Raw genomic sequence first — 23954 nt, 5'->3', positions numbered from 1 at the left:
GAGGTGTATTCCATGATTACATGGCCGTTTCAGGGTGTAAGGAAGGAGTCGGGCAGCCGATTGGCCGCCACGCTTCGGTGGTTAGCCATGACTGTATTGATTTTGACCAGTGGTCAAGTCTGGGCTGCCACGGGTGGCTCCCTGCTGGTGACCAGCAGTGCCGATACGGTGGCCGTCGGAGCGACTGTGGATGTGACGGTTGCCGTTTCCGCAGCCGATGCCGGGGCGACCGCCATCAGTTCGGCGGGCATCGTGGTCGAGTGGGACAAGAGCGTTTTCGCTCTGGATGCCTCCTCCGCTCTGGGGACCGCCGGGGATAACGATCCCCATAAAACACCCTATCTGGACGGTCAGTTTGGACAAAAGCAGAACGACCAGAACAACCGCATCACCCAGCTTTGGAAGACCACGGGTGATACGGACGTGATGGAACTGCGCATCTCCGATCAGGATGTCTCCGGGGATTCGATGTTCGGGACCGCGAATCGTGCCTATATCAACTATACCCGCACGGCTTCGTTCAATCAGTCCGGAGCGGTGATCAGCAATTATCAGTTCTTCACGCTGAAATTGTTGGTGAAGAGTGGTGCGACGGCGGGCAATTCGGCGGTCAAGGCCAAGTTCATCGCCGTGTCGGACAACAAGGGCTCCACCCCCGCCTCTTACACCCAAGGCACCAAGACCCTTGCTGTGAGCGCGCCCTCCATGAGCGTGACTGCGGGTAACAACCAAAGCGCGGTTGCCGGTTCCGCGGTGGGAACGGCCCTGGGTGTTACCCTGGCCACCGGAACCACCCCCAACGCCGGTGTGACCGTGACCTTCACCGCCGCGGGTGGTGCCACCTTCGCCACGGGTCCCACGGCCACGGCGGTTTCGGATGCCAACGGTATTGCCACCGCCCCCGCTCTTACCCTGGGCACCACGGTGGGCGCGTATACCGTCACCGCTTCTGCCACGGGTTATACCTCCCAGACCTTTACCCTGACCGGTACTGCCGGTGCCGCTGCCAGCATCGTTTCCAGCGCAGGCACCGATCAGACCGCCATGGTCGGAACCGCTTTGGCCGCGCCCTTCACGGTCACGGTCAAGGATGCCAACAATAATGTCGTTTCCAATGCCACGGTGAACTTCGCAGTGGCCACTGGCGGCGGCAGCGTCAATCCCGCCACCGCTACCACCAACGCTCAAGGTCAGGCCAGCACCACGTTGACCCTGGGTACGATCGTGGGCGCCAACAGTGTCACCGCCTCGGTGACCGGTGCTGCGACTCCGGCCACCTTCAACGCCACCGGCACCGCCGGCACCGCTTCCCAGTTGGTTCTGGGCGCTGCCGCCACTACCGTGAGCGCCACGGTTGCCAATCAGGTGGTCCTGACCGGTACCTTGAAGGATCAGTATGGCAATACGGTGATCTCTCCTGCCAAGTCGGTCACCTTCACCACGAATGCCACCACGTATGGCTCGATTGGTACCGCCACCGTCACCACGGTCAATGGTGTCGCCACGACCACCCTGACCACCATTGCCCAGCCCGCAGGCGGATCCTCCAGCCTCAATATCGTGGTGGATGCCTCCACCGATACGATCGCGGCCACCAGCGTGGCCGATCTGACGGTGTCGTTGGTCTTCAACGCGATGAGCCAGACCTCCGGCAACAGCCAGACCGCCACGGTCGGAACCGCGGTGACCAATCCTTTGAGTGTCACCCTGACCACCGGGACCACCCCCAGCGCGGGTGTGGAAGTGACCTTCACCACGTCCGGCGGCACCTTCGCCAACGGCACGACCACCACCAAAGCCACCACCAACGCTCAAGGCGTGGCCACCTCTTCGGCCCTGACCCTGGGTACCACCGCGGGAACCTACACGGTGACGGTTACGGCCACGGGTTACTCTTCTCAGACCTTCACCCTGACCGCCACCGCCGGTGCCGCTGCCAGCGTCACCAAGAGTGCCGGTGACGCCCAGAGCGGAACGGTTGGATCCGCGTTGACCACGCCGTTCACGGTGGTCGTCAAGGATGCCAACAACAATGTCGTCTCCAATGCCACGGTGACCTTCGCGGTGGCCAGCGGCGGTGGCAGCGTGAGTGCCGCTACCGGCACCACCGATGCCAACGGTCTGGCCAGCACCACCTTGACCCTGGGTACCACGGCGGGTGCCAACAGCGTGACCGCCGCGGTTACCGGCGTCACGACCCCGGCTACCTTCACCGCCACCGGTACTGCCGGAACCGCATCGCAACTCTCTTTGGGCCTGAGCAGCACCAAGGTCAGTTCCTACTCCTCCTCCCAGGTGACCTTGACCGGTACCCTGAAGGATCAGTATGGCAATACCGCGACGGCTGCCACCAGCGATGTCACCTTTGTTCTGGATGCTGCCACTTATGGCTACCTCGGAACGAGTGGCACCCTTACCAAAACGGTGACGCCGGTCAATGGCGTGGCCACCACCACCGTGACCACCGTCCTGATGCCTTTGACGGATACGGCCACCCACAACATTCTGATTGATGCCTCCACCGGAACCATTACCAAGAGCATGGTCACGGATGTGACCTTGGCCTTGGTGCCCTTCTCGGTGAACGTCAGCGCCGTCAACCTGGTTGCCGGTGACACCACCAACTTGACCGTGACCGGTGGCTCTGCGGCCACGGCCTGGACCAAGACCAGCACCACCGCCGGCACCCTGAGCGGGACCACCGGTACCGCCGTCACCTACACCGCCGGTTCGGTTGCCGCTTCCACCACGGATACGGTCACAGCCTCCGATTCCATCGGCGGCACGCCGGTGACCTCGGCGGTCAACGTCACGGTGTATACCCCGGTGGGCACCTCCTGGACCACGGCCACGGCTGCGGTTCTGGGACAGACCATGACGCTGATCATCAATGGCGGCAATGGCAACTACACCTGCACCAGCAGCGCGCCTGCGGTTGCCACGGTGACCGCAACGGCCACCAGCAGCACCTGCACCGTCACCACGGTGGCCACCGGATCCTTCACCATCATGGTTCAGGATACCGCCACCTACCAAGGCACCAGCAAGACCACCAACAGCAGCACTACGGCTGCGGTCGAAGTGGTGCATCCGATCACGGTGACCTCTGCCAAGAACACCGATGGCAAGGTTTATCTCGATACCAGCACCAACAAGAGCTACACCATCACCGCAACCGGCGGCAAGACCACCAGCTATACCTACAGCTCGTCCAACACCGCGGCGGCGACGGTTTCCAGCGACGGTGTGGTCACGGCTCAGGCTGCGGGCACCACGGAGATCACCCTGACCAGCACGGCTTACACCAATATCACCCAGAAACTGGTGGTGGTGGTGATGGGTCCGATTGCCATCAAGGATACCGCGACCACGCCGTCTGAAATCACCACCAGCCAGATTGCCACCAGTGGCGGCAGTGGCCTGACCTTCACCCTGACAGGCGGTTCGACCAACTATGCGGTCGCAGCCACCGGTCCGGGCAGCTACAGTGCCACCTTGACTGCCACCAATGGGGTCTACACCTTCAATCCTCCCACCACCGGAGCCTTTGCCGGGGTCTACACCGTGACCGTGACCGATACCACGGCTGGGCTGACCAAGACCATGACCGTCAACGTGCCTTACAAGGTCACGGCCTCCAAGTCCACGATCCTGGGTACGGACACCACCCAACTGATCACCGTGACCGGTGGCGCAGCGGGTGACATCTTCAAACTCACCATGCTGGATGGCGCGGGTACGGCGGATGCCAATGGCGCGATTGCCGGACTCAGCTCCACGGCTTCCAGCAGCACCGGAAGTGCGACGTTGACGGCCACGGCGGTTACCGGCACCGGAACCAATCCGGCCATGGGTTACATCGTACCCAAGAGCACCTTGACCGCGGTGACCCTCTTCAAGGTGAAGGCGGTGCTGCAAACCAATAACGCCGATTCCACCAACAGTTGGGCCACCGTAACCTCGAATGCGGTTTCGATCCTTCCGGTGACCACCTATGCTCTGACCGTCAGCGACAGCAGCGGCACGGCCATGTCGGGTGCCGTGGTCACCTTGCGCAGCAAGAGCGAAGTCGAGACGACCATGGGCAGCGCCATCACCATCAGCGCCACGGACGCCAACGGCAAAACCTCGGTTTCCCTGCCTGTGGGTGGTACTTATACCTTCAACGTGGTTCCGGCCAATCTGACCACGCATCAGACCGGTAGTATCACGCTGGCCAGTGGGACCACCTCCGGCACCGTCACGTTGCGCAAAATCGGGACGCCGATGAAGTACACCGGCACCCTGGTCAACAGCGCGAGCCTCGCGGCGACCGTCACGGCGGTGGATGCCAGCGGTAACAAGGTGGAAGGATCGATTGTCGGCACCACCTTTACCGTGTGGGTCGATACTTCGGTCTTCACTCCGGTCAATCTTTATGTGTCGGCGACGGGTGGTCTCGCGGTCAAGAAAGCGGTGAGCGAAGCCACGACCTCTTGTGTCAACAGCAGTGATGTGGCCCAAACCACCCTGACCACCCAAGCCACTTGTATCGCGGTGACGGGTAATGTGTGGAAGGGCACCTTCTCCACCCTGACCCTCGCGGCGGCTCCCACCAGCCTGAGTACCGCCAGTACCGCCATTCAGACTGCGGTCACCACCCAGGTGACCCACACCACGCCGTCTGCTTTGCAGGCTTCGGATATCGTCACCGCAGCCGTGCAGCCCATTTCGGTCGGCACCACGGATGCCACGTCGATCGATCTGAGTTCCAAATTGACCACGGTCGGCGCGGTCAAGGTCACGGTGCCGCTGGATGCCTTCAGCGCCACGGATGTTGGGCAGGTTTACGTCACGGCTCGTGGCGCCAAGCTGTCTTCAACCAATGCCAGCACCACAACCGCTTACAACCGCGCCGCGATCACAGGCGGTGAGGTGGTGGAAATCGATCTGGTGGCCTTTGATTCCAATGGAACCCAGCTCTCCACCTCCAGCGGCAACACCACCATCAACAGCAGTGTGGGCATTCCGGTCTCCATTCCTGTCAACTTGAGCACCTTGTTGACCAAGGTTGGACTGACCACCATGGATGTCACGACCATCAACAGCAGAATCGTGGTCTATACCGCGCCGACGCTCCAGGACTTCCTGGACAACAAGAATGTCACCACCATCTCCGGGGCCACTTTTGACTCGTCAACCAATACGGTCAAGGTCAACATGCCTCACTTCTCGGTGGTGGTGCCGAGTGTTTCGGAGACCACGACGGCTGCGACGAAGAGTGGTGGTGGTGGCTGCTTTATCGCCACGGCGGCTTATGGCTCCTATGAGGCACCTTATGTCAAGCTGCTGCGGGAGTTCCGGGATGAGTATCTCCTGACCAATGAAGCGGGATCCTGGTTTGTGGAGCAATATTATGCCCACAGCCCGGCTGCGGCGGATTGGTTGCGGGAGCATGACACCTGGAAGGCCGTGGTTCGTGTTCTTCTCCTGCCTTTGATCGGCATGAGCTGGTTGCTGCTGCACGGCACCATGTCCATGACGATGGCTCTCCTGGCTCTGCTGATCGCGGTTCCGTTCGGCATCCGGGGTTGGAGACGGGCCCGGTTGGCCAAGGCCTGCTGATCACGCTTGGTGCGGGAGCGGATTTGTTCCGCTCCCGCACTCCTTCCTGTTTTTTTTAGTCCTCTCTTTTGGTCTCGCATGAATCCATCCTCCTGGAACCATCTGGGTGCGCGATATGCGCCTTATCTGGTGGCGGCATGCATGGGCCTGGAACTCTCCCGCGTCACATGGTTGGCATTGCCAGACCCTGTTCAGGTAGGCGAACCGGTTCAGCTTCAACCCGAAAAGGGGGGTGGGGCAACCCAGCGTGCGCTTTCCGGCGCCACGGTTCTGGATGGCCTGAAGGCGTTCAATCCCTGGGAGAGTGCGGCGGTGGAAAAAGACAAGCCCGCCCCCCGTCCAGCGGAAGTCAAAGAGGTGGCGGTGGATTCCAATCTGGAATTGAATCTCATCGGTTCCATGATTCTGCCCCATCTTTCCTGGGCGATTTTGACCCGCAAGAAGGATCCCAATAGCCAGATCGTCTTGCAGATTGGTGAAGAGGTGGATGGGGCCTATCTGAAGCGTATCGAGCGCAATGCGGTTTATTTTGAAAATCGGGGACGTATGGAACGGATCGCCATGCAGGATCGCTTGAAACCGGAAACAGCCGGCGGCGGCGCCTCGCAGGCTGTGATGGGTTCGGCTCCCGCCACTGCTGTCGCGACCGTGCAAACGATTCCAAGACCGGAGTATGATGCCATGCTCAACAAGGGCATGGGGCTGCTGGCGGGGGTGAACATCACACCGTTTTATCAGGGCAAGGATTCCTTGGGATATCGGGTCAAGTTTCCGGATTCCAAGACCGAATTCACCAAATTGGGTTTGCAGCCCGATGATGTGATCCAGCAGGTCAACGGCATCTCCGTGACCGACGCCCAGAAGATCGGTCAATTGGCCAATCAATTGAAAGGGATGTCCACGCTGCGGATCGACTTGTTGCGGGACAATCAGCCGAAGAGCATCGAGTTGACCATCGGGAATTGATTTCAGGCCATGTTGATCCTGTTTATCCGTTGTTTTGTGTGATCTGGAAGCGACTCATGAGGTTTTTTGGTCTTTTATTGCTGATTTTTTGGGTTGGCGTGGTGGAAGCGGCCCCTGCGGCCAAGAATCCCCCAACGCCTGCGGTGGATGCCGCCTCCGGGGTGATGCCCGGACCGGGTGACCGGGTGACCATGGATTTTCAAGGGGTGGAACTCGCCCAGGTGGTGCGTTTCATCGCCGAGATGACCGGCAAGAATTATGTGCTGGATCCCCAGTTGAAGGGCAAGGTGACGGTGGTTACCCCCACGCCGGTTTCCCTGGGGGAGGCGGAAAAGATTTTTGAATCGATTTTGAGTGTCCACGAGTTGACCGTGGTGGAACGGGATGGGGCGTTCAAGATCGTGCCGTTGAAGTCCGGGATCTCCGAAGGGGGAACGCCGGTATTGCAGCCTGGTCCGACGCCTCCCAAAGATGAAATGGTTTTGAGCCGATTGGTCCGCCTGCGGCATGTGGATGCCAACTCCATGGCCTCCACCTTGAAACCCTTGATGCATCCCTGGGGCTCTCTGGCGGCCCATGTGCCCACCAATGCCCTGGTGGTCACGGATGCGGCGATCACAGCCAACAAGCTGATCAGTCTGATCGAGGCCATGGATGTGCCGGTGGGTCTGGCGGAACGGCGTTTGTTTCCGTTGCAGCACGCGTCGGCGCTCACGGTGGAAAAACTGGGCAATTCGGTTTTTGCCGATTTCAACAGCCGCAGAAGAAAAGAGGATGTCGGGGTCAAGCTGTTCGCCGATGCCCGCAGCAACATTCTGATCGCCGTGTGCGCCCCGGAGCAGATGAAGGAGGTGGAACACTTGGTGGCGGGTTTGGATCATCCGGTGGTGACCGCGCCGGGCAATCTGCACTTGTATTATCCCCGCAACAGTGAGGCCGAGGCCATTGCCAAGGTGTTGACCAGCCTGATGGGGTCCACCAACGCGGCCAAGGCGGGCAATGATGATCTCAAGCCGTTGGAATTCATGCGTTCCGTGAATGTGGTGGGGGAGAAGTCCACCAATACTTTGGTGATCGCTGCCACGCCGGAGGATTATCAGGTGTTGTTGCCCATCATTCAGGGATTGGACAAGCGGCGCTTGCAGGTGCATGTGGAGGCCTTGATCATCGAAGTCACCGCGGACCGGGCTGCCGAGTTTGGGGTCGAATGGCGTTTTGGCAGCATTCCCGGAGTCGGATCCAAGGCGTTGACCGGCTTTGGCGGGTCGTCGTTTGGCGATACCGTCACCAATCCCCTCGATACCGGCAACGGCATGGCCGTGGGATTGATGCATGGCGCGATTCAGTGGGGCACCACCACGGTGCCCAACATTCCGGCATTGATTCGGGCTTTTCACTCCGAAGGGGATGTCAATATCCTCGCCACCCCCAACATTGTGACCATGGATGGGGTGGAATCTGAAATTATCGTAGGTCAGAATATTCCGATTGTATCGGGAACCACCAGTTCGACCGCGGCTTCTTCCAGTGCCACTCCGGGCGTCACCTCCCAGACCGTGGAGCGCAAGGATGTGGGATTGACCTTGCGGGTCACTCCCCGGGTGATCGAGGACCAATGGCTGGAGATGAAAATCTATCAAGAGCAGTCCAGTGTCACCCCCGCCAGCATCAAACAGTTGGATGCGGGTACCTTGGGCAGCAGTGTGGTGACCAACAAGCGTTCCATCAAAACCACGGTCAATCTCAAGAGTGGTCATACCATTGTGCTGGGGGGGCTGATCAAGGAGGAGCAGAGCGATCAGGTGGGCATGGTGCCTTGTCTGGGTGGGGTTTCCGGGGTGGGTGAGCTGTTCAAGAAGACCAGTCGCTCCCAGAACAAGTCCAATTTGATGGTGTTCATTCGTCCGGTGATCACCAACCAGTTCGATGAGTTGGTGAAGATCTCCGGGGAGAAATTCCGAGCCAGTTCCGAGGCGTGGGGGGCCGGGGAGTCCCAGGGTTCCCGGTTGATTTCTCCTCTGAAGCCTTCTTCGTTGCCGGATTTCGAGCATATTTTGCCGTATGTCCCGGAGGTTAAACCAGAGAAGAAAGAGTCCGCAAGTCAGCCGGCGGCTGTGGTTCCCACCAAGGAGACCAAGCCGGTCAAGGCGGTGAAGCCTGTGGTCGCGCCTCCGGTCAAGGTGGAGCCGACTCCCGATACCCGGAGCGAGGCGGTGGAGGGATATGCCTTGCAGGTGGAGTATGGGGACAAGCTTGAGGGGGCCAAGGGGACTGCTGATAAGCTGCTGGCCAAAGGGTATGCGGCCAGTGTGGTGCGGGAGTTGGATCGGGATGGCAAGCCACGGTTTTCGGTACGGATTGGCCATTATGCCACGGTGGGGGAAGCGGATCGGGCAGCGGCGGCTTTCAAGAAAAAAGAGGGCAAACGGGTCTATCCCATTCGTTGGCGTCCGGCCCTTGAGGAAAATCCTTTGTGAATACTATTGAAAAAAAAGAGGGGGTCTGGGGGATTCATCCCCCAGGGTTCTGATTTTTTTAAACAAAATTTTTTGTTTTTTAAAAATCAAAGTCAAATTCCTGGGGAATGAATTCCCCAGACCCCTTCTTTTTTTCAATGGTTGACGATGTGTGTGACTGCGCGGGATGTCAAGAATGGAACCCCTGCCTGAACGTTTGAATCCGACCATTGCCCGCTCGTTACCTTTTGCCATCGCCAAACGGGCCTTGTTTCTGCCTGCCTGGAAAAACGAATCCGGACGCCTGGAGGTGTGGATCACCAGTCAAACCGATCCGTATATCCTCGACCAATTCCGCATGACCGCTCCGGATCCAGTCAAGCCGGTGCTGGTTTCCAGGGATCAACTCCTGGAGGCCTTGCAACGGGTGCATCAGGAACATGGCATCGCCGTGGAAAATGTGCTGGAAGAGCTGCCCCCCTCCATGCTGGCCACCCAGTTGGCGGAAAAACCCGACCTGCTGGAAGCCGACGACGACGCGCCGATCATTCAACTGGTCAACTCCCTGATCATCCAGGCTTTGCGCAACCGGGCTTCGGACATCCATATCGAACCCTTTGAAAACAATCTGATTGTCCGATTCCGGGTGGATGGCCTGCTGCACGAGGCCTTGCGTCCCCCCAAGCCGGTTCAGGCGCCGCTGATGTCGCGCATCAAGGTGATGGCGGGTTTGAATATCGCCGAAAAACGTCTTCCCCAGGACGGTGCCATGCGGGTGCAGGTGGCCAGTCAGGAGGTGGATGTGCGGGTGTCGGTGCTGCCGGGCCACTACGGCGAACGTCTGGTGATGCGTCTGCTGGAAAAGCAGGGGGAACGGACCAATCTGCAAGAACTGGGATTGACCGATCCCCAACAGCAGTGGCTCCAGACCCGCATGACCGCCAGCCATGGCATTCTGCTGGTGACCGGGCCGACGGGAAGCGGCAAGAGTACCACGTTGTATTCGGTGCTTTCCGCCATCAACACCTCGGAAAAAAACATCATCACCATCGAAGATCCCATTGAATATTCCCTGGCCGGGGTGGGTCAGATTCAGGTGGCGCCGAGGATCGGTTTGACCTTTGCATCCGGGTTGCGTTCGATTTTGCGTCAGGATCCGGACGTGATCATGGTGGGTGAGATCCGCGATCTGGAGACCGCCGAGATTGCCATTCAGGCCAGTCTCACCGGCCATCTGGTGTTTTCCACCCTGCACACCAATGACAGTGTGGGCGCGGTGGTGCGACTGGTCAACATGGGCATCGAACCGTTTCTGGTCAGTTCCTCGGTGGATGGGGTGGTGGCGCAACGTCTGGTGCGGAAACTGTGCAACCGCTGCAAGGTGCCGTTCACGCCGGATCCGGAACTGTTGCGGGGCTTGAGCAGTAAACCGGTCTATGTGCCGGAGGATGCCACCTTTCATCGTCCCCAGGGGTGCGACGCCTGCATGGGCACCGGCTATCTGGGGCGGACTGCGGTTTTTGAGCTGTTGACCATGAGCCAGGGGATTCGCGCCCGCATTGATCGTCGCGCCTCGGATCTGGAACTGCATCAGGTGGCCTGCGAGGAGGGGATGACCTCGTTGCGGGAGGCGGGTCTGTTCAAGGCGGCGGCGGGGGTCACCAGCCTGGAGGAGGTGTTCCGGGTGACCCAGGAGCGCAACGAGGTGGTCTGATGGCGGTTTTTCGATATGCGGGCATGCGGGCCGGCGGGGGTCGCACGGTCAAGGGGGTACTGGACGCCGATTCGGAACGGGACGCCCGCCGTTTGTTGAAACAACAAGAGATCTATCCCACCTTTCTGGAACGGCTGGAGGGGGAGCATACCCCGCGTCGCACGGGGCGGGGCTGGAAGTTTTGGGCTTCCACCCCTTTGCCGTCGATGCGGGAGCGGATCGTCTTCACCCGGCAGATGGCCAGTTTGTTGGCGGCGGGTTTTCCGGTGATGGAGGTGTTGAGCAGCGTCGAGGAGCAGATTCGCACCGGTCCGTTTCGGGAGGTGGTGGCGACCATTCGTAACGATGTGGGGGAGGGGCAGGCGTTGTCCGAGGCGTTGGCCCGTCATGGACGGATTTTTCCGCCGATTTATGTCAGTCTGGTGCGGGCCGGGGAGCGCGGGGGAGGCGGGGCGCTGGATATCGTGTTCGAGCGTCTGGCGGTGGTGATGGAGGAGGAGCGCCGCATCCGCGCCCGTTTGATCAGCGCCATGATCTATCCCTCGGTGATGGCGGTGGTGGGTGGATTGATCCTGATCTTTTTGGTGACGGTGGTGGTGCCCAAGGTGACGGTGGTCTTCAAGGAGACCCAGCAGGCCTTGCCGTTGGTGACCCGTTCGTTGCTGGCCATCAGCGATTATGTGCGGGAGTGGGGGGTGTGGACCGGTATGCTCATGGTGGGATTGGTCTTCGGGTTTTTGTGGTGGGCCCGTTCCGCCAAGGGGCGGGTGGTGGTGGAGCGGTGGTGGTGGAAGATGCCAATGCTGGGGGAATTTTTATCCAGCGTGGTGACCATGCGCATGTGTCAACTGTTGGGATTGTTGTTGAAAAGCGGTGTGCCGGTGATCACCAGTTTGCAGGTGACCGCGGATGCCACCGGGTTTGTCACGGTGAAGGCGGGCATTCTGGAAGTGGCCCGCTCGGTGGAACGGGGAGAGTCGTTGGCCGCCGCTTTGGAGCGTACCGGACATTTTCAGGGGTTGGCGTTGCGCATGATCCAGGCCGGGGAGCGTTCCGGGAGTCTGGAGGCCATGTTGGACCGGGCGGCGCAACTGCATCGGGAGGAGATCGAGCAGGCGTTGGAGCGACTGATGCATCTGGTGGAACCGGTGATCATCCTGATCATGGGTGGCGTGGTGGGCTACGTGGTGGTGGCGGTGCTGTTGCCCATCTTTGAAATGAATCAGTTTATCAAATGATGCGTGTTTTGTGTCTGATCCTGGTGGTCTGGATGGGGGGGGTGTGGCCCCGGCCTGCGGATGGGGGGGAATATCTCAACACGCCCGAGGCGGTATTCGCCTATGGGGTGGAGTTGGAGACCCAAAAAGATCATCGACGGGCCGCCACGGAGTTCGGGCGTTATGTCTCCGGGGGGAAACGGGAAGGGCGCGGGGTGTTTCCCCGATTGGAGGAGGCCATGTACCGGCTTGCGGTCAATCTGGCGGAAGCCAGGGAGGTGGATCCGGCGTTGCGGGCTTTTTCCGAGTTGGGGGCAGCCTATCCCAAGAGTCCGTTTGTGCCCATGGCCTTGTTGCGCATGGGGTTGCTCTACGAGCGGGCCGGGAATGGCGGGGAGGCGATGCAGCGTTACCGGCATTTGGCCGGAATGGGCATGGAGACCGAGTTGAGCGCCTTGTCCCGTTTGCGTTTGGCGTGGTTGGCCATGGGCAAGCCCGGCGAAGAGGCGGTGGCCCGGGGCCATTTGCAGGCCGTGACCCTGCCGCGTCTTAAAGAACCGGTTCACGAATTGCTGCGGGAGTTGGAGGCGTTGCCCCAACTGCCCTACAAGGATCCCTGGATCTCCGGGTTGTTGACCGCGGTGTTGCCGGGTGCGGGACATCTGTATCTGGACCGTCCCGACGATGCGGGCGTGGCTTTCTTGTCCAATGGATTGCTGATGGCCGGGACCATTCAGGCTTTTTCCAAGGGCGTTTCGGGATTGGGGGCCGCCTTGGCCGTGATCGAATTGGGATGGTATTCCGGCACGATTTTCAGCGCGGTCAGTCTGACCCACAAATACAACAAGCGGTTGCGGGATGACCGGTTGAACCGCATGGGATTGTTGCTGCAACCGGAATCCGGTGCCCTCGGGGTGGAAATGGAGTGGCGTTATTGATGCCGTCATTCCCCCCACAACGACTTGATGCGCAGCAGATCACCATCCAGGGCGGGTTGTCCGTGCCACCATAGGTCGTCCGGGGATTGGTGACCAACTCCCAGCATGATGTTTCTCAGATGATTTTCTTTCATCTCTTTCAATAAGGCCAGGGCTGGCTGGATGGACTCCGGATGACTGGCGCGGATTTTGTCCACCACCGATTGGGCTTCCCGACGTTTCATTTCGCCTGTTCGCACCATCTCTGCGCCACTTGCAAACCAGGTCGTCACCAGACGGGGGGAGTGACAATCCCGGCAGGGGGTTTGATGATCGCTGGGAGGGATGCCGGCGTGGTGGCTGTCGTGCAGATGGCAATAGGCGCAGGTGGGGGCGCGCAGGTTGCCCTCTTTCAAGGGCAGGGAAAAATCCAGGCGGTCGGCCTCCAGGGTGGTGATCACTCCGTGTTTGGAGAGTCGATAACTCTTGCTCTCTTTCTCGTGACAGGGGAGACAAACCCCGTTGGACCGGGAACGTTGCGCCATTTTGCCATCATGAAGCGCTCCATGACAATCGGAACAGCCGACCTTTGCCTGCCCATGGCGGCCCTGTTTCCAGGAAGCCAACAGGGCGGGGGTTTTCTCCTGGTGACAGGTGAGGCACTCCGGTTTTTCATCCCCTGTGGCGGGATGAATCGGCAGCAGAATCAAGACTGAAAAAATAAACCGGATCATTTTTTTTGCATCCGTTTGATCCAGCGGGGCAGAAGCAACGTCACCCCCAGCAATCCCAAGGCCCACATTCCGGCCCGGATCGCCTCTCCGTCGCCTGTGGTGGCGGCCCGTCCCGCGTGGCCCAGCCAGGAGTAGGCCAACCCTCCCGGGATCATGCAGATGAGGGAGGTGATCAGGTAGTGGTCAAAACGGATGCGGGTCAGTCCCAGGGCGTAGTTGAGCAGATTGAAAGGAAATGCCGGCACCAGCCGCGTGAAGGCCACAAAGCGCCACCCCTCTGCCTCGACTCCGGCCAGCAAGCGTCCGATCATGCCTTTTGCCCGTTGTTCCACCCAGCCACCCGCCAGATGTCGGGCGATCAAAAAAGAGATTCCAGCCCCCAGGGTCGCCCCCAGCACGCTTAATCCCGCCCCCATCCAGGGTCCGAAGAGTGCCCCGCCCGCCAGGGTCAGCATGGATCCCGGCAGAAACAAAATGGTGGCCAGGGCATAGAGTAATACATAAACCGGTTTCGCGATCTCTCCCCAGGTGAGCAGCCAGCTTTCCCATTGGGCCATGTCGAACTGGTCGCGGTGGGTGATGGCCCAGGCGATGGCGCCCAGCAGCGTCACCAGCAGCATCAGCCGCAGCAGTCGGGTGGCAGGAGGGGAGGCAGAATCCGGGGCGGGGTGGTTCATGATGGCATCCTCTAATTGTGATCCCGGTTGAAGCGGGTGTACTCCCCATCCAGCCAGATGGATTTCAGATCCATGCTGTTGTTGGGGGTGTGGGGGCCGGTGGCGGATAGCCGTTTGGCCTGGTTTTCGATCTGTTGCGCCGACTGGTTCATGCGTTCGGCAAAGCGGTGCTGGAAGTCTGGAGCCTGATGGGCCATCCCTTTGTAGGCTGCCAGATTGTCGAAATACCACAGCTCGAAATAGTCCCGTTCGATGGCGCTGACATTGTAAAAGGACGAGGCTTGCCCTTCAAAAAAGCCGATCCGCGCTCTGGGAAACAGACGGGCGATCCGGTCCATGGGATAGGGGGGGCGTTCGGAGGCTGCGGGACGCAATAAATCCTGGCTGCGCAGGCTCTTGAGCAACCCTTCCACCCGGTACAAAAGATTCCAGGCGGTTTTACGTTCCGCATCCAGGGCGTTGAAAAAAGAGAGGGCCACTGGCGCAGGATGGCAGTCGGCGCAGGTTTCCTGCCAGCGTTTGCGCTTGATGACGTTTTCCGCGGTGCGGGGGTTGATCTCCCGGATGCCGAACTTCCACACCGCCTTGTCCGCCACTTGATGGTTGCCCTCACGCATGTGGCAGTAGGCGCAACCGGGAGCAGGGTAATTACCTTTTTTTAAAGGCTTGTTCCATGACCAAGAGGCCCCCTCCCCAAGATATTTCTGGCCGTGGGCCGAGGCGAAATAGCTGTCGTCGTCCGGATGGGGGGGGCCGGAGTGACAGGTGATGCAGGCTTCCGGGCGTCTGGCCTCGGCGGGGTCGAAGCGGTGGCGGGTGTGGCAGGAGTCGCATTTGCTTCCCACCGAATGGCATTGCAGGCAGGGGGTGACTTCGGCTTTGGGTTTGTCGGCAAAATGATTGGCGTCCACCGCCCGTTCCATGGCCAGGGCGTGGCTGGGAAAGCCGTATTTTTTCTCCTCTTCCATCTCGGCCAGACGTTGGGGATGACAGTTTCCGCAGGTTTGGGGGGTGGGGAACATCAATTTCTGGTGATCCTCCCCGTGACAGGCGGGACACAGCACCGGCTGTTGCGCCCTGGCGTGACCGCTGTTTTGCCAATCCTTGACGATGCCCGGCGTGATCTGGGCATGACACTCCAGGCAGACCTCGCCTGGGAAGATTCCGGCCACCTGTTCGGTTTCCGGGCGATGGTGGTTGGCCGGATCCCAGTATTCGTGCATGGGATCGGGTTTCCAGGCGTCGGCATGCTCTCCCGTGCCCAGGGGGGGATCCGGCAGACCCGACCAGGCCGCAGGAGAGGTCAGTAGTAGCAGCAGGGCTACCACAAGGTGACAGGCAATCCACATAAGGCCCCCATTCGGGATGGCAGTTCACTCAAGGTGCCTACCTGGGTGGCATAATACCACGCGCCCGCCAGGGTTGACCCCATGACCAGCAGATACCCAACCGCGCGCCAGCGCACTGGCGTGCGACTCCAGTCGTTGGCGGCCCGCAGATGGTCGCGATCCTGATGGCATGAATTCGTCAACCGGTTTCTGATGTCGTAAAAGGAGAGGCTCTTGGTGGGACATTCGGTGACGCAGCGTCCGCACCCCATGCATTCGGTGGTGGAGACCTGACCGCCGTGGCTTTTGCCCATCTCCCAGACCGGGATGTTCATGTCGCACACCTTGACGCACAGACCACATTCGATGCAGCTTCTGGCGTCATGATCGATGCGGAACATGCCCACCCGGTTGAGCAAGCCGAAGGTGGCCCCATACGGGCAGAGAAAGCGGCAATAACCCCGGTTGCCGATCCAGGGTGTCAACAAGAAGGTGATGAAATAGGGCAGTCCCACCATCATCCCGAAAAAGGCCAGGAATCCCGCCGTGGTGGTGTTGGCTGGCCGGGTGATGGCCCACATGGCCCCGAGGTACAGCCCAAACCAGATCCATTTGAGATGACGCAGCCGCCAGGGCCATTTTCCCCTCGGCACATGGTCGGCCTGCCGGAAGGGAAATCCCACCACCTCGCGGATGGCCACACAGGGACAGTTCCAGCCGCAGATCACCCGCCGCCCGAACAAGAATACCGCGCCCAATACCAGAAAAAAGCTCAGGGTGCCGGGGGTGTGCAGGGAGGGAAAAACCGGAATCGCCCCCAGATAGCCGGCATATGGTTCGACAAAGGGAAACAGCCAGGGGATGGTCCACCACAGCACGGTCACGTTGCCCACCAGCAGCAGCAACCGTTTGCGGGTATAGGGGTTTTTCTCCGCCCGGATGCGCCACAGCCCGAAGACCAGGATGATGGCATATTCCGTATACCGGTTTAGCCAGATGGGGGAGTCGAAGCGGTAAAACCAGGTTTCGTTCAGCCACCCCGCGAAGGCCCAGACAAAGGCGCACCACGACAGCGCCTTGACCCAGAGCGGATAACGTCCGGCCAGTGAGCGTTGCTGGTTGACAGGCATGAACCGGTGTGGTCGCGGCCCGGCGGGTTTGGCGGCGATGGGGATCATCCGGATGGTTTTGGCGGCGTCGGCCATGGCGCGACTCTTTTACCAGCGGCGGTTGATGGGATAGTCTCCGGTTTTTTCCCGGAAGGGCATCCGCAGCATGGCGGACAGGGGTTGGCATGTTTCCGGATCCCGTTGATGCGCCAGACCGATTGTCATGGCGGTGTGTCCTGCGGCGGGATTGGGACAATAGGTGCCCAGCAGGCGATCCCAACAAGAGAGATTGAAACCGAAATTCGTGTTGGTTTCCGGGGAGAGCGGGGAGTGGTGGGAACGGTGCATGTCCGGGGTGACCACCAGCCAACGCAACACCCGGTCGAGCCGTTCCGGCAGGTGGACGTTGGCGTGATTGAACATGGCCATGGCGTTGAGCCCCACTTCAAAGGTCAACACCGCCAGCGGGGAGGGACCCATGGCCAGGATCGCGGCCAGTTTGATCCCCATCGACAGCAGGATTTCCAGCGGATGGAAGCGCAATCCGGTGGTCACATCCACCTCCAGGTCCGCATGATGCACCTGATGCAGCCGCCACAACACCGGCAGGGCGTGAAACATCACATGTTGCAGATAAATCAACAGATCCAGCATCACCACCGCCAACAGCCATTCGACCCACTCCGGGCCGTTGATCCGGTTGAGCGCCCCCCAGCCCTGAACCTGTCCCATGGCGGCCAGGGATGCGGCGGTGACGGGAAACAGCAGACGCACACACACGGTATCGATGACCACCAGGGTCAGATTGGGCAACCAGCGGCTTTGGCGGGAGAGGATCCGTTGGCGACGGGGACGAAAGTTCTCCCAGAAACCCATCAGGAGCAAAATTCCCAGAAACAGGCCCATGCGCAACAGAGGCTCGTGTGTCATGATTTTTCTCCCGGTTCCATTCAGGTGAGGTGTCGGTGCGGGTGGATGCTTGCCCCGGTTGAGCATCTCTGGAATGATGTTTTGCCGCTCAAGTGGACGGACTATTCAACCAGATGGTTGAATTGAATTCAAACAAATCAAGCGAGCCATGTCAAGCATTTTGTTCAAGCAGGCGTTGTTCGATCATCTGGCGCGGGTGGGCAAGGCGGTGGGGCAGGGGCACCGGCTGGCGATCCTGGAGTATCTGGCCCAGGGGGAGCGGAGCGTGGAGGCGTTGGCTTCTTTGACCGGGCTGTCGGTGGCCAATACGTCCAAGCATTTGCAGCAGTTGCGTCAGGCGGGACTGGTGGTGGCCCGCAAGGAGGGGCTTTATGTCCATTATCGGTTGTCGGACCCGGAGGTGGTTACCCTGCTTGGGGTGTTGCGGGGTTTGGCCGAACGTCATCTGGGGGAGGTGGAGGCGTTGGTGAGCGGTTATCTGCTGGCCCGGGACGCCATGGAGCCGGTGCCACGGGAAACCTTGCTGGCGCGCATGCGGGAGGGCACCGTGACCGTCTTGGATGTGCGGCCTGCGGAAGAGTATGCCGCCGGCCATTTGCCCCAGGCGTTCAATATTCCCGTGCGGGAGCTGGAGCGGCGTCTGCACGAGTTGCCGCCGGATCGGGAGGTGGTGGCCTATTGCCGGGGGGCGTGGTGTGTACTTTCTTTCGAGGCGGTGGCGCGGCTGCGGGAGTTGGGATTTTCTGCCCGTCGGCTGGAAGAGGGGTTTCCGGAGTGGCGGCTGGCGGCTTTGCCGGTGGAAGATCACGCCTCTTGAGGAGGGCGGATCCCCGGGGGGATCACAGCCGCCATTGCAGGTTGTCCAGGGTGCCGGAGAGGGTAAGGCGCACCGCCTGTCCTTTGGCCAGGAGCTGGCCCGCCATGCCCGGCAGATTGGGCTTGACCGGTTGGATTTGCAACTCTCCGCTCACCACGCTGGCGCGGGGGTCGGGCAGGGTGATTTTCAGGTTCAGTTTGCCGGACAAGGCGATATCGCCTTTGCCCGAGAGGATGATTTCCATCAGGTTGCGGTCTTTCATGCGACCGGTGAGGGTCAGGGGATCGATTTTGGCGCCAAAGGCCGTGACCCCGAGCAGTCGGGTTTCCCACTCGCCGGACTCCACGGCTTGCGGTGTCTGGATGGCGGCGGTGAGCCAGCCGGTGCCCTCCCCCTTGCCCCGCACCTCCGATCCCAGGGGACCGAGCCACAGGGACGCCAATGGGGTGAGCGTGTCCATCCGCAGTTGCCACTCCACCTTGGCTTCGCGACCGTTCCAGGATCCGTCCCCGGACAGGTGCGCCAGATCCAGGGCCAATTCGTATCCGGCCCCCAGTCTACCGGAAAAAAGGGGCAGAATCCGCGGAGTCAGGCGGATGGAATCGATCTCTTTGCCCCCATGGGATGGTGCTGCCGTGGGGTTGAGGCGCACGGAGTCGAAGCGGATGCCCTGCCAGCCGATGGTGAAGCTTTTCCAGGTGATGCGATCGCCGATGAGGGCGTAAGACCACCCTTTGAGCCGTTCCTGGGGCAGAAAAATCACCAGACCGACCACATAGGCGATCAGGGTCACCCCGATCACCCCGAAGATGGCGCGTCTGCTCATGGGGATAGGACCATCATAACAAACCGATCTCCAAAGTAAGGGAGACGCCGGGGGCCTCCTTTTCGGCCCGCTTCAGGTCGCCGCGAATCACCCGGATGCGGGAGTTGGACTCCAGGCGGTTGAGAAAACGGGTGGCGGTCTCCATGGAGATGGCCTTGAGGGTCAGGTCGGCCTTCTCCCGGAACGATGCGGTTTCGTTGGGTTTCAGGGTAATCGGCGCGATTTGTTGCATCTTGTCCGCCAACTGGAAGGCGGCGGTTTCCTTTTCCAGCCAGGGAAGCAGAGAGGGAATGGCCTCCTCTCCGGGTTTGCCCGCCACCGGGGCCCGCTCCTTGCCGGTCGCGCCGCGACTGGCCTTGAGTTGTTTGGCCAACTGGGCCACCTCCCGTCGCATGTTTTCCTGGGCCTTGGCCTTGTTTTCCCATTGGGTCACGGTGTCGTCGATCCAGACCACCCCCTGGATCAGCAGCAGCACGATCAGCAGCGCCAGGGATACGGTGAGCAGCAGACGCTTGTTGGCTTCGTTCATGGCAGTCCCAGGCGGAAACGGACGGTTTTGCTCTCCGGCGCGATGCGGGCTTCGTCCATGCGGGTCTCCTTGCCCTTGGAAAGGGGCAGCAGGGCCGCCCGCACCCGGTCCAGATGGTTGTAAGACGGGACTTCGCCGTGCAATTGCAGTTCGCCGGGTTCGTAACGCAACCGATGCCACTTGACCTGGGTATCGGCGGGAACCGTGGTCTGGATGAGGCCGATCCAGGTGGAAAGCGTCGGGAATTCCCCTTCCTTGTTGGCCTGACTGTTTTGACCCAGGGCCTGTTTCAGTTGCAACAGGGGCTCGACGATCACCGGAATGTGGGGCAATGCCTCCCGGAAGAGGGCTTCGGTTTCCGCTTTGAGCCGGTCGTGCCGGGCCTTGGCGCGGGTGAAGCGCAGCGCCTCCTCACCACCCCAGACCAGCAGCAGGATCAAGGCCAGCACTCCGGCTCCCCGCCAGGGATCCAGCCAGGTGCGCCATTGTCGTTCTCCGGCCCCGTGGAGAAAGTCCATCAGCCGTTCCTGTTGACCCCGCGCCGCCGCCAGGGCCAGACCCGCCGGTCGCAGCCATTCCCACTGTTTCAGCCCCTGTCCCAAAGCCTCCAGGGGGGGGATTTCGACCCGGTTGGCCGGGTGCCGCTCCCACACGGGTTGCCAGAACTCCCGTGTCCTGCCCAGAAAAATCAAACCCGCCGCTTCGGCCTCCGGCAAACGGCTGGCAAGATCCGTCAACAGCCATGCCACCTCTTCCAGCAGCGCGGTATCGTCGAGGGTGGAGGTGGCAGGGGCCACCAGACGTAACTCCCGCAGCCTGCCTTCCGTGACCGCGTAGACCGATACCGGCGAGGCGGAACCGTCCACCACCATCATCGATCCTTGGGTGCCGATCAGGGTGGCCGCTTCCAGCAGGGGCCAAGCGCCCAGTTCGGCCATGACCACGCCCCGGGGTTTGACCGTGGCCTGGGCCAGGGTGGCGAGCAGGCCATCCAGGGTGTGGCGTTCGCACAGGGCGAACAGCACCGAGGATCCCTGTTCCACCGGTTCCCACTGCATGGCGAAACAGGGATCTTCGAAGCGTTGCACCAGGGTATCCATGGCCTCCTGGGGCAGCACCGACCAGATCTGATCCCGACGGGAAAAAGGCAACACGCTCTTGCGCACCGCCATATTGACCGCCGACAGACCCGCCACCACTCCCCGCTCCCCGCCGGGAATCACCGCCATGCCGGTTTCAAACATCAAGGTGTCGTGTTCCAGCAGGCGCACCCACAACAGTTTGTCCGTGGCTGGCACCACGCCCCATGTGGCCTTGGATTTCATCCGTCCCAACTCGTTTTGGTGATGGTCACCCGTGTTCCGTTGCGAACCAGCCACGCGGTCAGCATGGCCGCCGATCCTTGCACCCGCGAGCGGATGTGCGCCACAAAACAACTGCTGCCCACGGTCAGCAGTTGGCCCTGATCCGGCGACAGCGCCACACCGGCCCCGGCCAGATCCGTCACCTGGGCGATCGGGGTGTGGGTGCGGCGTTCCACCACCTGTTGCCAGTTGGCCTCCGGAACCAGCGGTTCCAGGGTCTGGAGGGTGGCGGTGTTGAGATTCAGGCGGCTGTTGCGGCAGGTGTCATCCACGGTGATGAAGGGAGCGAGCTTGCGTACCGCCTCGGCGTTCCAATCCGGCAGTTTCAAGAGTTCTTCCAGGGCGTGCAGAGGCTCCGGGGCCAAGGGTGTCCCCCCGGTTTCCGGACGCGCCATTTGATCCGTGGGCACCAGCCACTCCACCACCCGTTCCAGCATCGATCCCGAAAGCCCCTCCCGGGCCGCCAGACGGCGCAACACCAGACGCAACTCTCCGTTCAGTTGTCCATCCTCCTTGCGCAGGGCGTTGAGGTTCCAGCGGCGGGAGGTGTCTTCCACCAACGCCTCCGCAGTGCCATCCGGGTTGTCCGGCAGGGTGATCGGCATGGCCCATGGTTCGTTCAAATGGTCGATGACTCCCCCCTGCACCCCATCCATCTTCACCACCGCCACCACCAGCGACAACAGGGATTCGGCGTGACGGTGGGCCATTTCCAGCTCCAGCTCCCGTTGCACCTGACGCAGATGAAACCGTTGCGACTCCATCCCGGCGTAAACCAGGGGCACCAGCAGGGCAATGGCCGACAGGGTCACCAGCAATACCATTCCCTCCTGCCCTTTGGCGCGGATGCGGCTCATGGGGCGGTCTCCGGCAGGGGCAACAGATTGCGCACCAGGGTCCATGGGCCGATGTCGCTGAAGTCGAAATGCCAGCGAATCGCCCGGAAAGGCGGATTCGCCCCCTCGCCGGATGGACGCCACTCCTGGGCGTCGAGCAGGGCATATTCCACCTTTTTCAAACCCTGGTCGAGTTTCAATGTCACTTTGGCCGTTTCCCTTTTGCCGTTTGCGGGTTTGACCAGCCGTTCCCAGGTCATGCCGGCTCCGGTGCCGTTGGAACGCCAACGGTAGATCACCTCCACCACCGCTCCCATGGCCCATTCCGGCATGATCCCCCCGCTGCAACGCAGGATCAAGGTGTCGTTTCCTTCCCGCACCAGACGCGCCGGGGGTTCGTGGGCGAGTTGTTCCAGATCCTGGCTCAAGACGCGTCGCACATGGCTCCAAAGATGGAGGGTCTCGGCGCGTTGTTCCAGCGTTTTGGTCTGGATCGCTCCGCCGTTGACCATGCGATACACCCCGGTCATGATCAGCGCCGAGATGGTCAACGCGATCAGGGCTTCCAGCAGGGTGAACCCCCCGGATCGCCACCGGCGGGTCAATGACCGGGCCATCGGAAGCGCTCCACAAAGAGCGGAGCGGTCTCCAGCCCCACCAGGATCGTCACTTCGTATCCCAGACCGTCTTCGGAACGGGTGACGCGTCGGATCCAGGGAAGGGTGCGACCCGCCATCTCTTCGTCTCCGGCCACCTGATCCGGGGTCGGGGGCAGGCCGTTGGCCCGGAACAGCTCCATCTGATTGCTGGCCACCTGGGCTGCGGCCAGACGTTCTTCCAGTCGGTACTGGGTATTGGCCTGCTGCCTGAGAATGGCCCCGATGCCCACGAACAATCCTCCGATCAGCGCCAGGGCCACCAGGATCTCCAGCAGGGTGAAACCTTGGATCGAGGCGGATCGGCTCATTTCCACGACAACAGTCCCGCTTCCAGACGGGGTTGACTCCACTCGGGCCGGTAGGAGACCGTGAATCCTTCTTTTCCGTCCCGGGTGGCGAATTGGACCTGGATCGCCCGCTCTGGACCAAACCGGGTGAACTTTACCGTCACCTCGCTGGGATCCGACAGATCGGCTTGATCCGGTTGCCAGAGCAGTTGTCCATCCGCAGGGTGCAGTTGCCCCGGCTTGAGCAGAGGATCCGCCACCGGGACAAAAGCCTCTTGGTCGAGTATCTCGACATGATAGCGCCCCTGGGCCGGTTCCAGCCGCAGCCGATACTCCGCCAGTCCGGAGGCTCCTTGATCCCGCAGCCAGATCAGCACGTTGCGGAAGCGATTGGCGGAGGCGCGCAATCCGTCCAGTTTCCCCGGTCCCAGATAGGGAATCACCAGTCCCGTTAGAATGGTGATCAGAAACAAGGTGATCATCACCTCCAGCAGGGTGAACCCCCGTGACTGGAGGCGTCGGTTCACTGGCGATCCAGATTCCAGGAGGTGATGTCCGCCCCTTTGCCTTCGCCCCCCGGCATGCCGTCCGGCCCCAAGGAGAGCAGATCGTATTGACCGTGCAGACCCGGAGCCAGATAGACATATGGATTGTCCCAAGGATCCATGGGCAGCTTGGCCAGATAGCCTTCCTGACGCCAGCGGCGGGGAACCGGTTCCACTTCCGGCTTGACCACCAAAGCCATCAGGCCCTGTTCGGTGGTGGGATACTGGTTGTTGTCCAGGCGATACAGATCAAGGGCCTGCCCGATGGATTGGATGTCGAGGATGGCCTTGGTATGCCGCGCTTCGTCCGGGCGGCTCATGATTTTTGGGATGATCAATGTCGCCAGGATGCCGAGAATGACCACCACCACCATGATTTCGATCAGCGTGAATCCGGCGGAGGCTGGCCGGGCTGACAAAATGGGCGATCTTTTCATTG

Annotated in this window: 20 protein-coding genes; 7 read left to right on the top strand and 13 right to left on the bottom strand. The window is 60.9% G+C overall.

Annotated elements, in window-relative coordinates; genetic code table 11:
• The first annotated feature begins 87 nt into the window (after positions 1-87).
• The 6 genes from HQL98_02840 to HQL98_02815 all read left to right on the top strand — a co-directional run bounded on the left by HQL98_02840 (position 88) and on the right by HQL98_02815 (position 12895).
• Positions 88-5604 carry an Ig-like domain-containing protein gene (locus tag HQL98_02840; protein ID MBF0271001.1) on the top strand — a complete coding sequence of 1839 codons (5517 nt, stop codon included), beginning with the start codon at positions 88-90 and terminating at the stop codon, positions 5602-5604.
• A 78-nt stretch (positions 5605-5682) separates the two neighbouring features.
• On the top strand, positions 5683-6570 hold the full coding sequence (locus HQL98_02835) for a hypothetical protein (GenBank protein MBF0271000.1): 888 nt from the start codon (positions 5683-5685) through the stop codon (positions 6568-6570).
• 56 nt (positions 6571-6626) lie between these two features.
• On the top strand, positions 6627-9047 hold the full coding sequence (gene gspD, locus HQL98_02830; protein MBF0270999.1) for a type II secretion system secretin GspD: 2421 nt from the start codon (positions 6627-6629) through the stop codon (positions 9045-9047).
• 175 nt (positions 9048-9222) lie between these two features.
• Positions 9223-10740, top strand: a complete 1518-nt coding sequence (gene gspE, locus HQL98_02825) for a type II secretion system ATPase GspE (protein MBF0270998.1) — start codon at positions 9223-9225, stop codon at positions 10738-10740.
• Entirely contained in the window at positions 10740-11978 is a 1239-nt protein-coding gene (locus tag HQL98_02820) for a type II secretion system F family protein (protein ID MBF0270997.1), read from the top strand. Before gspE ends, HQL98_02820 begins: the two co-directional genes overlap by 1 nt.
• Positions 11975-12895, top strand: a complete 921-nt coding sequence (locus tag HQL98_02815) for a hypothetical protein (GenBank protein ID MBF0270996.1) — start codon at positions 11975-11977, stop codon at positions 12893-12895. The genes HQL98_02820 and HQL98_02815 overlap by 4 nt, the downstream gene beginning before the upstream one ends.
• Before the next feature lie 5 nt (positions 12896-12900).
• Here HQL98_02815 and HQL98_02810 read toward each other — a convergent pair whose 3' ends face one another.
• From HQL98_02810 to HQL98_02790, 5 genes are read right to left on the bottom strand one after another with little or no spacing between them, the layout of a single operon-like run.
• On the bottom strand, positions 12901-13608 hold the full coding sequence (locus HQL98_02810) for a hypothetical protein (protein MBF0270995.1): 708 nt from the start codon (positions 13606-13608) through the stop codon (positions 12901-12903).
• Complete coding sequence (locus tag HQL98_02805; protein ID MBF0270994.1) at positions 13605-14285, bottom strand: TVP38/TMEM64 family protein; 681 nt, start codon at positions 14283-14285, stop codon at positions 13605-13607. Before HQL98_02805 ends, HQL98_02810 begins: the two co-directional genes overlap by 4 nt.
• A gap of 11 nt (positions 14286-14296) precedes the next feature.
• Positions 14297-15634, bottom strand: coding sequence for a hydroxylamine oxidoreductase (locus HQL98_02800; protein MBF0270993.1), 1338 nt, complete (start codon positions 15632-15634; stop codon positions 14297-14299).
• Complete coding sequence (locus HQL98_02795) at positions 15607-16818, bottom strand: 4Fe-4S binding protein (GenBank protein ID MBF0270992.1); 1212 nt, start codon at positions 16816-16818, stop codon at positions 15607-15609. Before HQL98_02795 ends, HQL98_02800 begins: the two co-directional genes overlap by 28 nt.
• 12 nt (positions 16819-16830) lie before the next feature.
• Positions 16831-17718, bottom strand: a complete 888-nt coding sequence (locus tag HQL98_02790; GenBank protein MBF0270991.1) for a sterol desaturase family protein — start codon at positions 17716-17718, stop codon at positions 16831-16833.
• 82 nt (positions 17719-17800) lie between these two features.
• Between HQL98_02790 and HQL98_02785 the strand changes: the two genes are divergently transcribed.
• Positions 17801-18469, top strand: a complete 669-nt coding sequence (locus tag HQL98_02785; GenBank protein ID MBF0270990.1) for a metalloregulator ArsR/SmtB family transcription factor — start codon at positions 17801-17803, stop codon at positions 18467-18469.
• A gap of 22 nt (positions 18470-18491) precedes the next feature.
• Here HQL98_02785 and HQL98_02780 read toward each other — a convergent pair whose 3' ends face one another.
• From HQL98_02780 to gspG, 8 genes are read right to left on the bottom strand one after another with little or no spacing between them, the layout of a single operon-like run.
• Entirely contained in the window at positions 18492-19295 is an 804-nt protein-coding gene (locus tag HQL98_02780) for a hypothetical protein (protein ID MBF0270989.1), read from the bottom strand.
• Positions 19296-19308: 13 nt separating this feature from the next.
• Positions 19309-19824, bottom strand: coding sequence for a type II secretion system protein M (locus HQL98_02775; protein MBF0270988.1), 516 nt, complete (start codon positions 19822-19824; stop codon positions 19309-19311).
• Positions 19821-21149, bottom strand: coding sequence for a hypothetical protein (locus tag HQL98_02770; protein MBF0270987.1), 1329 nt, complete (start codon positions 21147-21149; stop codon positions 19821-19823). The genes HQL98_02775 and HQL98_02770 overlap by 4 nt, the downstream gene beginning before the upstream one ends.
• Entirely contained in the window at positions 21146-22045 is a 900-nt protein-coding gene (locus HQL98_02765; GenBank protein MBF0270986.1) for a general secretion pathway protein GspK, read from the bottom strand. The genes HQL98_02770 and HQL98_02765 overlap by 4 nt, the downstream gene beginning before the upstream one ends.
• Positions 22042-22641, bottom strand: coding sequence for a prepilin-type N-terminal cleavage/methylation domain-containing protein (locus HQL98_02760; GenBank protein ID MBF0270985.1), 600 nt, complete (start codon positions 22639-22641; stop codon positions 22042-22044). The genes HQL98_02765 and HQL98_02760 overlap by 4 nt, the downstream gene beginning before the upstream one ends.
• The gene (gene gspI, locus HQL98_02755) at positions 22626-22997 is read right to left on the bottom strand and encodes a type II secretion system minor pseudopilin GspI (protein MBF0270984.1); all 372 of its coding nucleotides are present in this window, start codon (positions 22995-22997) and stop codon (positions 22626-22628) included. The genes HQL98_02760 and gspI overlap by 16 nt, the downstream gene beginning before the upstream one ends.
• Positions 22988-23497 carry a prepilin-type N-terminal cleavage/methylation domain-containing protein gene (locus HQL98_02750; GenBank protein MBF0270983.1) on the bottom strand — a complete coding sequence of 170 codons (510 nt, stop codon included), beginning with the start codon at positions 23495-23497 and terminating at the stop codon, positions 22988-22990. The genes gspI and HQL98_02750 overlap by 10 nt, the downstream gene beginning before the upstream one ends.
• Entirely contained in the window at positions 23494-23952 is a 459-nt protein-coding gene (gene gspG, locus HQL98_02745) for a type II secretion system major pseudopilin GspG (GenBank protein MBF0270982.1), read from the bottom strand. Before gspG ends, HQL98_02750 begins: the two co-directional genes overlap by 4 nt.
• Positions 23953-23954: the final 2 nt, after the last annotated feature.

This window comes from Magnetococcales bacterium (genome assembly GCA_015231755.1).
Taxonomy (GTDB): Bacteria; Pseudomonadota; Magnetococcia; order Magnetococcales; family Magnetaquicoccaceae; genus Magnetaquiglobus.
This window is presented reverse-complemented; position numbering and strand designations above follow the sequence as displayed.

Coding starts and splice junctions, on each gene's coding strand:
- HQL98_02760 (MBF0270985.1), bottom strand. CDS start 22,641: ATGGCCCGGTCATTGACCCGCCGGTGGCGATCCGGGGGGTTCACCCTG.
- HQL98_02790 (MBF0270991.1), bottom strand. CDS start 17,718: ATGCTCAACCGGGGCAAGCATCCACCCGCACCGACACCTCACCTGAAT.
- HQL98_02765 (MBF0270986.1), bottom strand. CDS start 22,045: ATGAGCCGCATCCGCGCCAAAGGGCAGGAGGGAATGGTATTGCTGGTG.
- HQL98_02835 (MBF0271000.1), top strand. CDS start 5,683: ATGAATCCATCCTCCTGGAACCATCTGGGTGCGCGATATGCGCCTTAT.
- HQL98_02820 (MBF0270997.1), top strand. CDS start 10,740: ATGGCGGTTTTTCGATATGCGGGCATGCGGGCCGGCGGGGGTCGCACG.
- HQL98_02810 (MBF0270995.1), bottom strand. CDS start 13,608: ATGATCCGGTTTATTTTTTCAGTCTTGATTCTGCTGCCGATTCATCCC.
- HQL98_02785 (MBF0270990.1), top strand. CDS start 17,801: ATGTCAAGCATTTTGTTCAAGCAGGCGTTGTTCGATCATCTGGCGCGG.
- HQL98_02780 (MBF0270989.1), bottom strand. CDS start 19,295: ATGAGCAGACGCGCCATCTTCGGGGTGATCGGGGTGACCCTGATCGCC.
- HQL98_02805 (MBF0270994.1), bottom strand. CDS start 14,285: ATGAACCACCCCGCCCCGGATTCTGCCTCCCCTCCTGCCACCCGACTG.
- gspD (MBF0270999.1), top strand. CDS start 6,627: ATGAGGTTTTTTGGTCTTTTATTGCTGATTTTTTGGGTTGGCGTGGTG.
- HQL98_02775 (MBF0270988.1), bottom strand. CDS start 19,824: ATGAACGAAGCCAACAAGCGTCTGCTGCTCACCGTATCCCTGGCGCTG.
- gspE (MBF0270998.1), top strand. CDS start 9,223: ATGGAACCCCTGCCTGAACGTTTGAATCCGACCATTGCCCGCTCGTTA.
- HQL98_02840 (MBF0271001.1), top strand. CDS start 88: ATGACTGTATTGATTTTGACCAGTGGTCAAGTCTGGGCTGCCACGGGT.
- HQL98_02770 (MBF0270987.1), bottom strand. CDS start 21,149: ATGAAATCCAAGGCCACATGGGGCGTGGTGCCAGCCACGGACAAACTG.
- HQL98_02795 (MBF0270992.1), bottom strand. CDS start 16,818: ATGGCCGACGCCGCCAAAACCATCCGGATGATCCCCATCGCCGCCAAA.
- HQL98_02815 (MBF0270996.1), top strand. CDS start 11,975: ATGATGCGTGTTTTGTGTCTGATCCTGGTGGTCTGGATGGGGGGGGTG.
- gspG (MBF0270982.1), bottom strand. CDS start 23,952: ATGAAAAGATCGCCCATTTTGTCAGCCCGGCCAGCCTCCGCCGGATTC.
- HQL98_02800 (MBF0270993.1), bottom strand. CDS start 15,634: ATGTGGATTGCCTGTCACCTTGTGGTAGCCCTGCTGCTACTACTGACC.